Source organism: Streptomyces sp. SAI-135, from assembly GCF_029893805.1.
GTDB lineage: Bacteria > Actinomycetota > Actinomycetes > Streptomycetales > Streptomycetaceae > Streptomyces.
This window is the reverse complement of the sequence record NZ_JARXYP010000001.1, coordinates 554931-571514: the sequence shown is the minus strand read 5'-3', so window position 1 is coordinate 571514 and position 16584 is coordinate 554931. Positions and strand designations below refer to the sequence as shown.

Annotated in this window: 1 protein-coding gene (cut by a window edge); it reads left to right on the top strand. The window is 69.1% G+C overall.

Features of this window, described 5'->3' with window-relative positions; all coding sequences use genetic code 11:
- Nucleotides 1-16584, top strand: partial view of a lonely Cys domain-containing protein gene (locus M2163_RS02625; protein WP_280892991.1) — the 3' portion only. It extends 23997 nt beyond the left edge of the window; 16584 of the gene's 40581 nt are visible here — the last part of the coding sequence; its start codon lies beyond the left edge, outside the window; it ends in the stop codon at nt 16582-16584.

Here is a 16584-nt window from a genome sequence, read left to right as displayed (position 1 = left end):
GGACCGTACGTGGACGACGCGTCCGATTACGACGAGCTGCTGCGCGGTGTGGCGGCCGTCGACCATATATGGAGTGGTGACCCGGACTTCGACACGGCTGGTCATTTCACGCTGGATCTGTTGCTGCGGGTGATCGCGGCGCATCCTGAGGCTGCTTCGGGTGTGACCCAGGATGCCGCGCGCAGGGTGCTGGCCGCCGCGGCGGCGCAATGGGCGGCGAACCCCGATGAACCGACGTTGGCCGACCTGGTGAACCTGCCCGCGGTGGATGACGCCGTGCGGTATATGCCGGATCCTGTTGCCGAGGCAAGCGTCGCCCTGCAGATACCCCGGAGCCGTGTGGGTGTGGCTGAGCGGTCGCGGATTTTCTGGGCGCGGGTGAGGGCTGAGGAGACACTGGCGGCGCCGGGTCTGGATGCGGACGACTTCATCGCGCGGGTTCAGCATCTGCCTCCTGGCCCACAGCACTTCGAGGACCGCGAGGACGTGGTGCGCCTGCTCACCCGTGGGTTCGCGGGGGGCCGGGATATGGCTGATGTGAACGTGGCGGCGGCGTACAACCTGGAACTGGCTGGGGCGTTTGCCGGTGCATCGCTGGCAGTGGCTGTGGACGGTAAACGTGGTGGGGGCCAGGACTTCACGGGTGAAGGGTTGCCGGCGGAGGTGGATCTGGCGCAGTTCCGTACGCTCGCCGGGCTGGTGGACGCGCCGTGGACGCAGGGTTCGGGCAAGCCCGCTCCGTATCTGCTGCGAGTGGCTCAGGACCATAATGATCCGAACTTCCTGCAGGTGTTCTTCGGTGGTAGGGCGTATCGGGCGCATACGGATGAGCTTCCGGAACTGATGGCTCGCGACCTGGAGTTGATGCGCAGGGAGCTGGCCGTGCCCGTCGTGCTGGTCTACACGACGCCGCCCGCTGACGCGGAATCCATGGCTCGCGGACTCACCCGGTCATTGGGCCGTTCCGTGTGGTGGAGCCCGTTCCCGGCGGATCTGTCCGGCAAGGGTGATGCGGGGCTGCCGGTGCTCACCTTCCAGGCTTCGGCTGCTGCCCATAACAGTCTTCCGGGACTGGGATGGAGTGAGGTGCGCCCGACCCTGCCCGTTGCTGACGTGGACGGGGTTCCGTTGCCGACACCGTTGCCGCGGTCCGCGGGACAGGTGGGGCAGGAGTTGCAGACTGCTGGGGTCAAGGTCCCGGCCACGGCCTCCGAGCCTGCCCTGTCGCGGGGGCAGTGGTCGGGCGTTGTCGGGGATGGCGGTGCGGCGACGGTGATCGTGCTGCGTTCGTCGGCCGGGGATCCCATGCAGGGTGTGCAGGCGGCCATGCGCGATGTGGGGTTGGGTTCGCCTTCGGTCCCCGCGGCTCCCGTTCCCGCGCCGGGGGTTCGTGCGTTGCCGGCGCTGCCGTCGCACAGCCTCGTGGCGTTCGCTCCCAGGACCGTTGTGCCGTCCGTGGAAGGAGAGGAGGCCGTCGAGCGACTGGCCTCCGATGTGGCCGAGGCTGGGCTGCGCAACCGGCGGGAAGACGTGGCGCTGCCACGCATCGACATCACCGGCTACGGGTCCGAGGCCAGGACGAGCAGGCGGCGTGCGCTGTCCTCGCGTGAGCTGTTCCTGAGCGCGCTCGACCGCGCGCTGAACGACCTTCAGCGGCAACGCGGGGACATGGGCCTGACGGCCGCGGACTTCACGGTGGTGCACCGGGGCTTGACAAAGGTGCCGGATGCCGTGGTGGGCCTGGGCGATCTTGTGGACGTGTCACGGTCGGAGCTGGGCCGGCAGGCGGTGATCGCTGTTTCGCTGCCGCCGGAGGCCGCCGCGCTCCAGACGCTGGATGTCCTGCGTGGGCGTGACCGTGAGCTGCGTGACAGTGCTCTGGACGTGGCTGCCATCGCCCGTAGGGTGCTGCATCTCGCCCCCGACACCGCTGTGGGGGAGCCCGAGCGCGCAGAGCTGTTCGCGCTGGTGACCCGGGCTGAGCAGGCGGGGATGACGACGAGTCTGGCGTCGCTGGGCGGCTTCTTCCTGATGGATGATCTTGATGTGATCGCGTCGGGCCGGGACCGGCGCTTCACCGACCGGGGCCGCACGGTCCCGGGCCTCAACTGGACGTCGGCCACCGGTGACCTCGACACCGCGAACACTCGCATCCTGGAGGTGGATGAGGACGGCAACGCCAAGGCCCCAGAGGTCGACAAGGACGGCAACGCCGAGGAGCGGAAGCTGAAGGCTCCCTGGCCGGAGGACTCCTACGTCGTGAGTGCCGGGACCCGCCCCGACGGAATAGTCCTGCGGCGGCCGGACGGCTCGGAGCTGCCGGTGCGCGGAGACGTGTTCGTCGAGGTGGTCGCGGCGGACGTGGCTCGACTGTCTGACCGGGGGAGGCTCTCGCGGGACACGGAGATCGTGCTGGTGATCCCCTTTATGGCGCATGGTTACGCCACGCTGCCGCGTATGCTGTCGGGCCGTACGGGTCTGAAGGTGTGGGGACACACCGGTGAAGCGGTGATCCCTGGGGGACCCGTCGACCCCGGCACGCGGCGGACCGTCGAAGTCGTCTCCCGCCCCACGATGTTTGAGGGCGACTGGCTCGCAAGCACCCCAGGCCTGGCTCCTGATCCGGATGACGATCCGCCCGCCTGGCACCATGAGGTGTGGACACAACCCATCGTGAGCAGCACCACCGGCCTGCAGATCGGTCGCAGCTCGCACGACGTGGTCCAGCAAAGGTTCATTGAGGACGACCAGCGTCATCTCGACCAAATTAGGACGTACCTACACCGCAACAAGGCCGCCAATGTCACGTTCGGTGAGACGGAGCTGCCGCGTCCGGGGCCGGAGAGCAAGGCCTACCGGCTGGACCTGCACGGCGTGCCCGGTGCGCTTTCCCTGTACATGCGCGACGGCAGCTATCGGGCGGTCGGTCCCAGCGAGGCCGGCGGCTGGCTCAGGCGCCGTAAGAGTCTGACGAGTCTGCCGAAGGACCACTGGATCGACATGGTGGTCTGTTTCAGCGGGTCGCCCGCGGACAGTTCCGTGCCCGTTCTGAAGGACGCCGGGGGGGATGGTTTCCGCCACGCCTTCGTCGCGGACCCGCTGCGTCAGTTCTCGATGTCGCAGCACGTTTCCAACCCAACGGGTCGTTGGGTGCGGATGTCCACCACTTCTCAAAGCACGCACCTGGATTTCGACGGGCGGCACATACGCTCGGTCTATACGGACGTGCAGGGGCGGCTCGGGCGGTTCGATCTGAGGCGGCCGCATCCGGAGGGCGCGGAACTCGACCGGCGGGTGAGGGTCGCGGGGTTCGCCGCGGGTGCTCAGGTCTCGGACGAGGAGCGTGCCCGGACGCTGCCCCTGGTGGAGGCTTTGCGGCTGGTGTTCGGACCGTACGTGGACGACGCGTCCGATTACGACGATCTGCTGCGCGGTGTGGCGGCCGTGGACCAGATGTGGAGTACTGACGGGACCTTCGATGATGCTGGCTGGTTCACCCTGGATCTGCTGCAGCGGGTGATCGCGGCGCGTCCGGAGGCCACGTGGGGCGTGAACCAGAGGGTCGCCCGGCGGGTTCTGGCCGCGGCGGCGGAGCACTGGGCGACGTACCCCGGCTCCCCACGGATCGACACCTTTATCTGGCTGCCGGCGGTGGACGCCGCCGTCGAGTGGATGCAGGCCAACGATCTCGATGCCGAGGCCAGTGCCGTTTTGAACCTGCGCCAGAGCGATGTGGGTGTGCCCGAGCGGTCGCGGATGTTCTGGGCGAGGGTCAAGGCCGAGGAGACGTTGGCCTCGCAAGGACCACGCGTGCACAGGTACATCAACCGGGTCCTCCACCGACCGTGGCCCGGGCCGACCTCGCAGGAGGAACGCGAGAACGCGTTGTACGAGCTCACCCGGGGGTTCGCGGTGGGCCGGGAGATGTCAGACGTGAAGGTGGCGGCTGCCTACACGCTGGAGCTGGGCGGAGCATTCACCGACACCTCGTTGGTTACGTCGTCGGACGGTGGGGACGGCGCCGGCCGGGACTTCACGGACGACCTGCTCACGCGGCGAGTGGTGGACCTGACGAAGGTCATCACGGCCGCGGGTGAGCTGGACGTGCCGTGGGAGGCGGACAAGGCTGCGCCGTACCTGCTGCGGGTCACCCCCGAAGCGAGCTATGGCCAACAATTGCCGCTGCACTTCGGTGGGGGCAGATACCGGTCGCACAGGGACGACCTGGCCGCGCTGGTGGCCAGTGACCCGGAGCTGATGCGCCAGCCACTGAGCGCTGATGTGGTGCTGGTGTTCTCGGAGACGCCCGAGCTGTCCTTCGCCACCGACCTGGCCGCAGAACTCGCCGCGCTGACAGGCCGTACCGTGCACTGGAACGTCTCGCCGGCTGATCTCTCCGGACGGGCCGGATCCCGGGCCGTGCTCACGTTCGCTTCCGTGCGTGCCCACACCGTCGGGGAGTGGCACAGAACACCCCCCGGGTACGACGAGGACGTGAAGAATCCCCGTCCGTTGCCGGCGCCGCTGCCCCGCTCCATAGGGCGGAGCAGAGCCGATGCGTTGGTCCGGGCCGGAGGAGCCGGGCAGCGAGGTTCGTTCGCGCCGCGTACCGCCGTCGTGCAGGCACTGTCCGAGGACGGGTCCGCAGCGGCGCGGGGTGTCGAGGTCGTGTCCGCCGGCACGGTGCCCTCGGTGGATTCCCGCGCGGACGCGACGGTGCGGATGCCTTCAGCGTCGGTTCCGCAGACGTCCGGGTCGGTGTTCACCGCTCCGGTGGCCGCCGCCGGAGTCCGTGCGCTGCCGGCGCTGCCGTCGCACAGCCTCGTGAGATTCGCCCCCGAGAGCGACGTGGCGTCCGAAGACAACACGTCGGACATCGAACGGCTGGCGTTCGAGGTGGCCGAGGCCGGACTGCGCAACAGGTCGGAAGACGTGGCGTTGCCGCGCATCGACATCACCGGCTATGGGGCCGACGTCTCCGGGCCGAACCTGCTGACCCTCACCGGTCACGTCAAGATGGGCAGGCGGCGTGCCCGGTCCGCGGGTGCGCTGTTCCGGTCGGCGCTCGGTCGTGCGTTGGACAGCCTTCAACAGCGGGTTCGCGCGGGAGAAGCACGCCTGACGGCTGCGGACTTCACGGTCGTGGAGCAGGGCGCGCCGAAGGCACCGCGTGATCTGGTGGGCCGGGGCGACCTCGCGGGCCTGTCGCGGCCGGAGCTGGGCCGGCAGGCGGTGATCGCTGTCTCGCTGCCGCCGGAGGCCGCCGCGCTCCAGACGCTGGATGTGCTGCGGGGGCGTGAGAGGGAATGGCGTGGCAAGGCTCTGGACGTGGATGCCGTCGCCCGCAGGGTGCTGCATCGCACGGAATCGCTCTGGCCGCAGGAGCGTGCAGCGTTCTTCGCGTTGGTGAACAAGGCGGAGCAGGCGGGGATGGCGACGAGTCTGGCGTCGTTGAGCGCGTTCAGGCTGATGAATGACCTGGACGTGATCGTGTCGGGCCGGGCCCGGCGCTTCACCGAGCGGGGCCGCCCCGTCCTGGGCCTCAACTGGGCGTCGGCCACCGGTGACCTGGACACCGCGCACAATCGCATCCTCGAAACGTATGCGGCCGGCGGCCTCAGCTACCTCGGGCGGGTGCGGGCGCGCTGGGCGGCAGATCCTTATGTCCTGAGTGCCCGAGGTACCATCACCCGTGATTCCCTGATAGTGCGGCAGCCGAACGGCTCTGAGGTCGAGGTGAGTTTCGACGAGGCCGTGGAGCTCGTCGCGGCGGACATCGCTCGCCTGCACACGCAGAGCTCTGGACGAGTGCTCACGCGGAACACGGAAATCGTGCTGGCGATTGCGTATGCCGGGGCTGGCTACGCCGAGTTGACGCGCAAGCTGTCGGATCGTACGGGTCTGACGGTGTGGGCGCACACCGGCGACGTGGTGATCCTTGAGAACCCTGTCGCCCCGGGTGCGGAGCGGAGTATCGACGTCCTCCGTCACGCCGGGCAGCCGCAAGGCGAATGGTTCGCCACGACGCCCGGTCTGGCGCCTGATCCGGAGGACGCGCCTGCCGCCTGGGAAAGCGAGGTGTTCACGCATCCCATCGTCAGCGCTGTCACCCACCGGCAGATCGGCCGTGCCTATCACAATTACGCCTTCATGGCGAAAATCGCGGACGACATACGTCACTTCGACCAGATGTCGACCTTCTTGCACTACCACCCAGGCAGCGGCGAGTTCTTCGGTGAGACGGAGCTGCCGCGTCCGGGGCCGGAGAGCAAGGCCCACCGGCTGGACATGCACGGTGCACCCGGCAGGCTTGTCATGGATACCCACGACGGTGGGACCCTGGAAATCGTTCCGCGGCAGAACGGAGGGTGGCTCAAACGCCGTAAGAGTCTGACGAGTCTGCCGAAGGACTACTGGATCGACATGGTGGTCTGTCACAGCGGGTCGTCCGAGGACAGTTCCGTGCCGGTTCGGAAGGAGGCCGGGCTGAGAGGTTTCCCCAACGCCTTCAACGCGGACCCGCTTCGTAACTTCTCGGCGGCGCACCACGTGGCCACCCCCACGCAGCGGTGGGTGCGGATGTCCACCTTCAGTCAAGGCACGACGCGGGGTGCCGGCGGGCGGCCCGCGCGCTATGTCACAACGGATCTGCAGGGGCGGCTCGGGCGGTTCGATCTGGTGCGGCCGCATCCGGAGGGGGCGGAATTCGACCGGCGGGTGAGGGTCGCGGGGTTCGCCGCGGGTGCTCAGGTCACGGACGAGGAGCGTGCCCGGACGCTGCCCCTGGTGGAGGCTTTGCGGCTGGTGTTCGGACCGTACGTGGACGACGCGTCCGATTACGACGATCTGCTGCGTGGTGTGGCGGACGTCGACCGGATGTGGAGTGCCCAGGCATTCTCCGGTGATGCCGGCTGGTTCACCCTGGATCTGCTGCAGCGGGTGATCGCGGCGCATCCGGAGGCCGCCTCGGGCGTGAACCAGAGGGTCGCCCGGCGGGTCCTGACAGCCGCGACGGCGCACTGGGTGAGCCACCCTGGTGCTCCGCTGACGTCGTTCGTGCAGCTGCCGCGGGTGGATGACGCCGTGGAGTGGACGAAGCGCGAGATCCTCACCGTAGAGGCGAGCTACGTTCTGGACATGCCCGAGGCGAACGTGGGCGTGGCCGAGCGGTCGCGGATGTTCTGGGCGCGGGTCAAGGCCGAGGAGACATTGGCCGCCCCGGGACGGGATGTGAACGATTTCGTGGCCCGAGTCCTCCATGAGCGGCCCTCGCCGGTTGCGGATGACGACCGAGAGGACGCGTTGGACAAGCTCACCCGGGGGTTCGCGGTGGGCCGGGAGATGTCCGATGTGAATGTGGCGGGTGCCTACACGCTGGAGCTGTCCGGAGCGTTCGCCGATACGGCGCTGACCACGCGGGTGGGAAGTGGGCAGGGTGCGGGCCGGGACTTCACCGGTGAGGGAGTGCCCTCAGTGGTGGACATGACGCAGTTCATCACGCCGGACGGAACGGAGGCCGCCCCGTGGGGTGATACGGGGTACCTGCTGCGAGTCACTCCACACGCGTACCTTCTCGACTCCCTGGACATGACCTTCAATGGCCTGCCGCGGGTCGCGCACAGGGACGACTTGCCCGAGTTGATGGCCTGGGACCCAGAGCTGATGCGCGAGGACCTGACAGTTCCTGTAGTGCTGGTGTTCTCGGGGAGAACCGGCCGGGCCGAGGACATGGCCGGTACGCTCGCCCAGCGGCTGGGCCGTGTCGTGTGGTGGAACGACTACACAGCTGATCTTTCCGGCACGATCGGTTCCCGGGCTGCGATCCGCTTCGCGGGACCGGGGGCGCACTGGACGGGCCCGCCGCCCCCGCCGGTCACGTGGCGGGTAGCGCGCCCCGTGGCGCCCGTCAAGATGGTGATGAGTCCGCTTCCTTCCTCGGCTCCGCTGCCTCGCTCCGCTGGTCAGGATGTGGCTGATGCGCGGGTCCCGGGCGGGGCCACCCGGAGTGCGGTGCCCGGGGCTTCCGCCTCCCCTCCGCGGGCTGCCTCCCCGGTGGCCGCTCGTGCGGGGACGGCGCCTGTCGCTCCGGTGGCCGAGGCGGGGGTTCGCGCGTCGTCGGACAGCCTTGTGGCGTTCGCGCCCGGGGCGGACGTGCCGTCTCCGGAGGGTGCGGCCGGTGTTCAGCGGCTGGCCTCCGAGACGGCCGAGGCCGGACTGCGCAACTGGCGCGAAGGCCGGGCGTTGCCGTCGCTGGTGATCACGGGCTATGCAGCCGGCGCCGACCCCGGGTCCCGTCAGGGTCTTCGGCGTGCCACGTCCGTGGCCGACTTGCTCCGGCAGGCGCTCGGTCGTGCACTGGACAACCTCCAAAAGGATGCCTCGGTGGGCGAGCTGCGGCTGGTTGCCGCGGATTTCACGATCGAGACGAAGACTTCCGCACGGGTGTCGAAGCGCATGGTGGAGCAGGGATACCTCGCAAGGGTGTCCCGGTCAGTGAGCGGCGCCCGGGAGACCGACCCGACTCCGGTGACGGCGACCGCCTCCCACGCCCCGGCGCCCTCGCCGATGACCGGAACCCACTCGCCCGTACCCACCCCTGTCGCCGCAGCCACGGTCACCCCCTCCCCGACCGCCTCCCAACAGCGCCCCGTCACTCAGACCGTCCCCTTCCCCGGGCATGACGAAGACCTCCGTGTGCTGGGCGTCGTCGGTGACGGTGACTGTTTCTTCGTCTCTCTCCTCGTCGGTCTGCACCACCAGGGCCACGACTCTGCGCTGACCGCGATGGACGTCCCGCAGCTGCGGCAGCACGCCGCGGACAGGTTCCACGGGTCCGAGCGGTACCAGGAGCTGAACCGGCGGGACGCGCTGGACGTGCTGGTGCAGGACCTCGACGCGAACACGCTCTCGCAGGTCCTGGGCACGCCACCGCCCCGCCTGTCCCGCGAGCAGAACCAGGTCGTCGAAGACCGGCTGCGCGACAGCCTCTACGGCGCGGAACTGCGGCGGCTCGCCGACCCCGCCGACCGGGCCGTCCTCGCGGACCTGAACCAGGCCACGGTCCGCGCCCTGCTGCCGGGATACCAGCCGGACGTACGCAGCGTGCCACGTGACGAGCGCAAGCGGCTGATCGAGGTACAGCAGGCCATCGCGATGCGCGCCCAGCTCCGGGACGCGCTGACCGGCGACGACCCCGAGCGGGCCGAACGGCTCTGGAACCGGCTGCTGGAGACGCGGTACGGGCGGTGGGCGGAACAGAGCCCCCAACTGGCTGACTTCCGGGGCCGCCGGCTCGGCGACCTGATCACCGACTCCATCCGCAGCACCGACCTGTGGACGACGCCGTTCTTCGACTACGCGCCCACCGAGGTCGCCCACGCGCTCGACCTGAACCTCACCCTCGTACAGCGCCGGGACGGCACCACCTGGGACACGCCCGTCAACTCCGGCGCGGGACGGCCGGTCTACCTCCACTACAACGGCACCGACCACTACTCGGCGATCGAGAACTCCCCCGCCCCTGCCGGGGAGGCACCCGCGGCGGAGTCCTTCGTGCGGCCGGCTACCGCCAGCAGCGACCGTGCGGAGGAGCTGGTCTCCCTCCTGCGCGGCCGGGGCGGCCTCGGCATCGAGGACCACATCCTGGACCGGCTGCGCACCCTGAGCGCCAGGACCGTGGACGCGCTGCTCGGCGGGGGCAGCGGCGGCGGGGGTGCCAAGGACAAGGAAAAGCCTTCGAACCATCCGCACGGCGGCAAGGGCGGCAACGGCGGAAGGGCGGGAGAGCTCGCCACAGAGTCGTCTTCCTCGCCCTCGGGTCCCGTCTACAAGACCGTCCTCACCCACCCCGGCTACGCCACCGGCGACCAGTTCGGCATCGCCGCCGCCCTGCACGGCGACCCGAACCTGCACGTCCTGGTGGACAGCGCCGCACCCGGCACGGACTCCCGGGACAAGGGCCCGGAGATCGCCGAGTTCTACCGGTCCAGCGGCATCGCGCCCGAGCGCATCCACTTCCAGCAGGGCCCGCACGACAGGACCGCGAAGAAGCGGTCCGAGGAGATCGTGCGGGAGATCAACAAGGGCGCCCAGGACTTCGACAAGCTCAGCAAGAACAAGTTGAGCGCCCTCAGCGTCTCGTTGGGCACCGGAACCACCTGGATCGGCAACCACTTCAGCCATGCGCTGCGGGACAGGATCCGCGAGGGCTGGCGCCTGGACGACGTCGGCTTCCCGCCGGAGGACCGGGCGAAGGTCGCCGCCTGGCTCGCCGGCCGGGGCATCACCGTGGAACCCGGGCGCAAGGTGATCGTCCTGTGGTCCCGCTTCAGCGGCAAGCGCGGCGACATCCATGTCGAGCACGACACCAGCTACACCGGCATGGATCAGCTCCTCACCGGCATCCACGAGCGCACCAAGGACGACCCGTCCGGACCGCTCGTCGTCATCGCGGGCGACGCCAAGGTCAACCCCCAGCGCCCCGACCACTATCCGGCCCTCACGGCCAAGCACCGGAACAACGGCCTCGCCGTCCACGACCTCACCGACTTCTGGAACGACCGGGAGGGCGTGGCCACTTGGGGCGGTGACACCCGCATCGGCCAGATGCGGTTGTACGAGTACCTGAACCGCCAGAGCGGCGGCGAGCTCAAGCACCTCGGCTTCCGCAGCGGCAACCTCGAAGCGATGGCCCTCTCCGGCCACCAGGTCAGGTACTTGGAGGAGCCGGGCAGCATCGGCGGCAATCGGATGGCCAAGTGGCACGCCGACAACCCCAACTCCAAGTCCGCCGTGAAGACGGGCTACGAACGCATCACCATCGTCCGGCCGACCACCCTCTCCGGTCAGATCGCCGTCGAAGCGCGGGCCGTGTGGGAGAAGAAGGTGAAGGAGGAGTACGGCAAGAAGCAGTCCGACCCGCTCAAGGCGGACGAACTCAAGAACCTGGAGACGGCCTTCAAGCACCCCGCGTGGGTCCTCGGCAAGAACAACGAGCGCGGCGCCGAGAAGCCCTACAAGGACCCGAGGAACAGGGGCTTCCACGAGGAGGACGTCAAGCAGATCATCAGGTACCTGGTCGGCGGCCCGCGCCCGGAACCCACTCGCCTGGTGGGCCGTCCGGTCACCGGCGGTGAGAGGCTACAGAAGCTCGCCGACGGTGACGTGTCCACCCCGTCCGCGACGGTGCGCAGGCGCAGCACGGCGCCGGGCGGCGAGACCGGGCGGGGCCCGGCGAATCCGGCGACACGTTCGGGCGTCGCCGGGCGGCTCACTCTCACACCGGGGGACCAGGAGCTGCATGAGCGGGCGATCGGCCATCTGACGGATCTGGCGGTCGATGAGAGCCGACGGGTCAACGAGTGGGCGCTGGCGAGGGTGTCGGCAGATCACCACATACCGCTCGAGGTGGAGCCGACCGTCGTCGACCACGGGCGGCAGCGGCTGCGCAGCGACTTCGTGTCGATGGTGGCGTACACCTTCGGCACGCGCGGTGCGCGGGCCGCAGAGGAGCTGTCGCTGCGGCTGGCGCACGACTACGGCACGCGGCGTACCCGTCAGGCGCGCGGCGGCGCCCCGGGCGACGCCCTGCCGGTGCAGGTCGCGCAGGCGCGTTATCTCCAAGAAGCGGAACGCTTCGAACAGGACCTCGCCCGATATCTGTCCGATCACGAGGCGGCCACGGCCGAGCTGCGCAAGATGGCTCGGGCAGCCTGGCAAGCCGCTCATGAGCGCGGACTCGACGACAAACAGCTGCGCAAGTTCGGCACCACCGATGCCAAGGTTCCCGGCGCGGTCGGCACGTCCCGCACCGCCCTGGAAGCAGTAGTTCGCGAGGGCAACTCCCGAGAACTGGAAACCTTTGTCTTTCGGGGTATCACCACGTACCTGATGGCCGACCTGCTGGGTGGTGAGCTCATCAATCCGGTGGAGTTGAACGAGGAGCGGGATGAGCGGGTTCTGGCCGAGCCCTCAAAGCGCGCGGAAGAATTCCTTGCGAAAGCAAATATGCAGAGAGTGGCCAAGGCCGACAAGAAGCGCTGGCTTCGCGAAGCGGTCATCGTCAAGCAGATGGGCGCCCGCGCGGCGGACGTCTGGCCGCCGCTCAGCGAGACAGAGCGGAAATTCATCAATCAGGACGACGTGCTGCCGTGGGTGTCCGGGGCGAGCCTTCACGCGATGCGAGAAGGCAGCATCCTCAAGACACGTTCCCGGACTACCGGCGGCCTGGTCCTGACAGGCACCTCCGGCAGCATGTACCGCTTCCTGGCCACTGCTGAGCGGATGAATCAAGAGTGGAACTCGGACCTGGACCTCGGACTGATCCGTCTGGCGGTCATGGGCTCGATGCTGTCAGTACGGCATCACACCTTCCACGAGACGATGCGCGGGGCCCAGTTGTTCCTGCGGAACCTGCCCGGACACGATCCCGCGCTGGACTACATCGACGACTGGAGCCGGTACCTGCGCCTGGCACCCCTGACAGAGGCGGAGCTGCGCTCCGTGGCCAACGGCGGCAAGTTCCCCCACGAGCACGCCTTGGACATGCTCCGGCCGCATCTGGCACCGCTCGCCGGCGGGCCGCAGGACGACGGCAAGGGCAAGGCGCGGGCGGACGAGCCCGTGCCGGCGGCGGATCTCACGCCTGCGGACGCACAGGCGGCCTACGGTGCCGCGCGCGCCCGGCACGCCGAGGCGACGGCGGCCCTCGCCGACGCGGTGTTGTCCGACGGCTCGGGCGAAGGCTCCTCTGCTAACACCCGGTTGACGGTGGCACGCACCCGACTCGCCAAGGCCGAACGGACGTTGGCCGAGGCTACGCAGCAACTCGCCGGAGTCGGACTGGACATCACGCTCCGGCCGGCCGGTCTCTCCACCGAGCCCACCGAGCCCACCGAGCCCACCGACACCGGCCTCGGCTCCGTGCTCTCCGACCGCAGGCCGATGTCCGAGATGATGGCCGATGTCGATGCCGATGTGGTCATGCAGGACGCGCTGGAGCCGGTGGATCGCGTTGTCGTGCGGGGCGGTAGTGGCGCGCCGGTCGTGGTGTCTGTGGCGCCCGTGTCGAGGCCCGGGGAGGCTGCGGGCGCGGTGTTGCCGCCGGAACACGTGTCGGCGTTGCGGACGCTGGATGTTCTGCGGAGCCGTGAGCCGGAGCTGCGTGATGGACCGCTGGACGTGGACGGACTCGCCCGCAGGGTGCTGCACCTGGACTCCGCTGCCCCGGTCGGGGAGAGCCTGCGTAAGGAGTTGCTGGACCTGGTGGGCGGGGCGGTGCAGGCGGATTCGGCGAGGAGCCTGGCGGCTCTGGGGGCGTTCCACCTTGTGACGCTGGGTGTGCTTGAAGCGGGCGGAAACCCGGGTTTCACCGTCAATCACGTGCAGCGGGGTGTCGACGCGCACGGCAGGCCGGACTTCACCGTCGAGCGCCGCAGTGTTCCGGGTCTGCACTGGTCGCCGCGATCGGTGCTGCTGAACCCGGGCTTCACCCGAGTCGTGAGGGTGGACAAAAAGGGCAGCCGCTCCAGGATCGGTGGTAACCGGACTGCTCCTTGGCGGGGATCTGAGACGCCGTATGTCGTGGACGGAGGCCAAGCGGGGCGACCGGATGCGGTGCGGGTGACTGCTCCGGGCCGTTCGGGCCTTGCGGTGCCCCAGGACGAGTTGGTGGAGCTGATCGCGGCGGACGTGGCTCGAAAGGGCGTCCCCAGCACCACCGGGGTGGTGCTGGTGGTCTCTTTCGCTGCAAGTGGATACCTCGATCTGCCGCGTAAGCTCTTTGACCGCACGGGGATGCCGGTGTGGGCGCACAGCGGCGAGGTGGAGCTTGACGGAGACGGGGTCATCACTGTCGTCCAGCGTGCAGGGCAGCCGCAGGGGGACTGGTTCCTTACGGGTCCTGGGCTGGTGTCGGACCCGGATGACGCGACCGACGACTGGCATCGTGACGTGGTCACGTGGCCTGTTGTCGGCGATTCCGGCGCGCAGGCCGGCCGTGCCCTGTTCTCAACCGCCGAATGGGCGAAGGAGGAGCATCGGTGGCACCGGCTGGATATGACGACGTTCGTGCACCAGGACGTGGCCACGGGTGCATCTTCGGCTCCGGAGCCGATGCCGCAACCGGGGCCGGCACACACCGCGTACGTGTTCGGCCTGCATGGCGGTCCCAATGGGTTCGGATTTCCGATGAAGGACGGCAGTGTTCGTGGTGTCCGTCCGCAGGGAGCTGTCGGCTACCTCAAGAGGCGGAGGAGTCTGGCCGGGAAAGACTGGATCGATCTTGTCGCTTGTTTCGCCGGGTCCCCCGAAGACGCCGCCGTGCCGAGCGTGGGTCACTGGTGGTACGGCTTCCCCGGCGTTTTTGTGGCTGATCGGTTGCGCCAGCGGTCGCCGGCACACCACTTTGCCAATGGCTTGGACCGTCCCGTGCGCATGTCTTACGGCTCCCAATCCATGGGGACGGAGGAAAAGGGGCGGTACACACGCGCGGTACAAACGGATGCGCGGGGTCGGCGTGGTGCTATTGATGTGGTGTGGCCCGATCCGTCGGGTGGGGAGCTGGATCGGCTTGTGGCTGTTGCGGGATTCGCTGAGGGCCAGCGGATCTCGGATGAGGAGCGGGTCAGGACGCTGGTTCTGGTGGAGGCGTTGCGCCAGTTGTTCAAGCGCCCGGTGGACAGGGAGTCCGGGTTCGATGGTCTGCTGCGTGGCGCGGCGGATGTGGACCGGATGTGGAGTGGTGATCCGGACTTCGCCGGGGCCGGCTGGTTCACACTGGACCTGCTGGAGCGGGTGATCATGGCGCACCCGGAGTCTGCCGGTGGAGTGGATCAGGAGACTGTCCGCCGGGTGCTGGCTGACGCGGCGCGGCAGTGGCAAAAGGCGCCGGGGACACGACTGGTGGGCGGTTTCGTCGACCTGCCGGCGGTGAGTGCCGCCCAGAAGTGGATGCGGCGGCAGAAGGACTTCGCCTCCAGGACGGCAAGGCTGCTGCGCCTTTCCGAAACCGAGGTCGGTACGGGCGAGTTGTCGCGGATGTTCTGGGCGCGGGTGAAGGCCGAGGAAACACTGGCCGCACAGGGCGCACGGGCGCGCGCCTTCATGGACCGGCTGCACCTGGATGATTCCTCGGAGCGCGTTCGTGCGGACGCGTTGCGTTGGCTCACTGAGGGCTTCGCGGTGGGCCGGGACATGTCGGATGTGGACATGGCCGCGGCGTACGTCCTTGAGCGGAAGAAGGCTTTTGCGGGCACCGGGTTGATCACGGGAACGGGTGCCAGGACCGGTTCGGGCCGGGACTTCACCGGTGAGAAGCTGCCGCGCCTGGTGGACCTGAGTCAGTTCGCCGTGCCTGCCGGGCTGAAGGACGCGCCGTGGGCCGGACCCGGGGTCGCGTCCGCCCAGCACGCGGCGCCTGAACCGTACGTGCTGCGGATCGCCCCGAACGCGGATGACCCGGACTTCTTGTCGGTGTCCTTCGGCGGGACGACGTACCGGTCCCACATGAACGAACTGGTCGAGCTGATAGCGCGTGACCCGGAGCAGATGTCCAAGGCACGCGCCGTGCCGGTGGTGCTGGTGTCCTCGAACCGCGCCGCCCTCCTGGGGAGCCTGGCCGACCGGCTTGCCCAGGTGCTGGGCCGCAAGGTGTCGTGGACCGATTCCCCGGCGGACTATTCCCGCCAGGGCGCATCCGGGCGGCCGGTGCTCACCTTCGACGAGGACGTCGCGTGGGCGGAGGCGGTCCCGGCCCGCCTCGGCACAGCTTTGGCTGCGCAACACTCGTTCGGGGAGCCGTTGTCGACCGCTCCGGTGGAGGATCCCTCCGGGTTGCGGAATGCGCACAGCGGATCCGGGCCGCGGGGGCTGTCACAGGACGAGGGCCGCCCGCAAGCCGACACTGAGCCGGGACACGCGTCCGACGACACCGAGAACCTGGCCGAGGACACCCGTGCGGCGGAGACGGACAACCCGGCCGACCTTGCGAGCCTCGCCACCCCGTCCGTTCCCGGCGACGCCGAAGCACGCCGGTGGATCGCCCGGCAGGTGACAGACCAGGACCTCCCGTCCACGTTCCCGGCCCCCGCTGTGAGCGAGACCACCACCCGGGAGGAGATGGGAGCCATCGGCATCAGCCTCTCCCCGAGTCAGGCGACCGAGCTGGAACTGCGTGGTGATGACCGGCTGCCGCTCCAGGTTCTCTCGCCGCTGGACCAGCTGCGGATACGCATAACACGCCCCGAGCCCTGGACGCACGACGTGGCCGAGGCCGCCGGCAGCACGTCGCGACGGCTGTGGGCGCAGGCGTACGACGACTTCGCCCAGGCGGCGCCCGAGACAGCGGGGCCGGAGATCTCACGGGCCTGGTCCACCGCCCTGTCCACCCTGCTCCCGGACACGTCCGAGGAGACGCTCGCCGACCCCCGTTACAGCGGAGACGCGTTCCGTGAGGCGGTGCGCCAGGTCGCCGGCCGTCTGCTGGGCGGCGACACCCCGAACGGGTCCGCAGACACACGGGCCCACACCTCGGGCAGCGATGTCGTTCTCGGCGAGGGCGACACGGACCGGCACACCCTTGGCTAG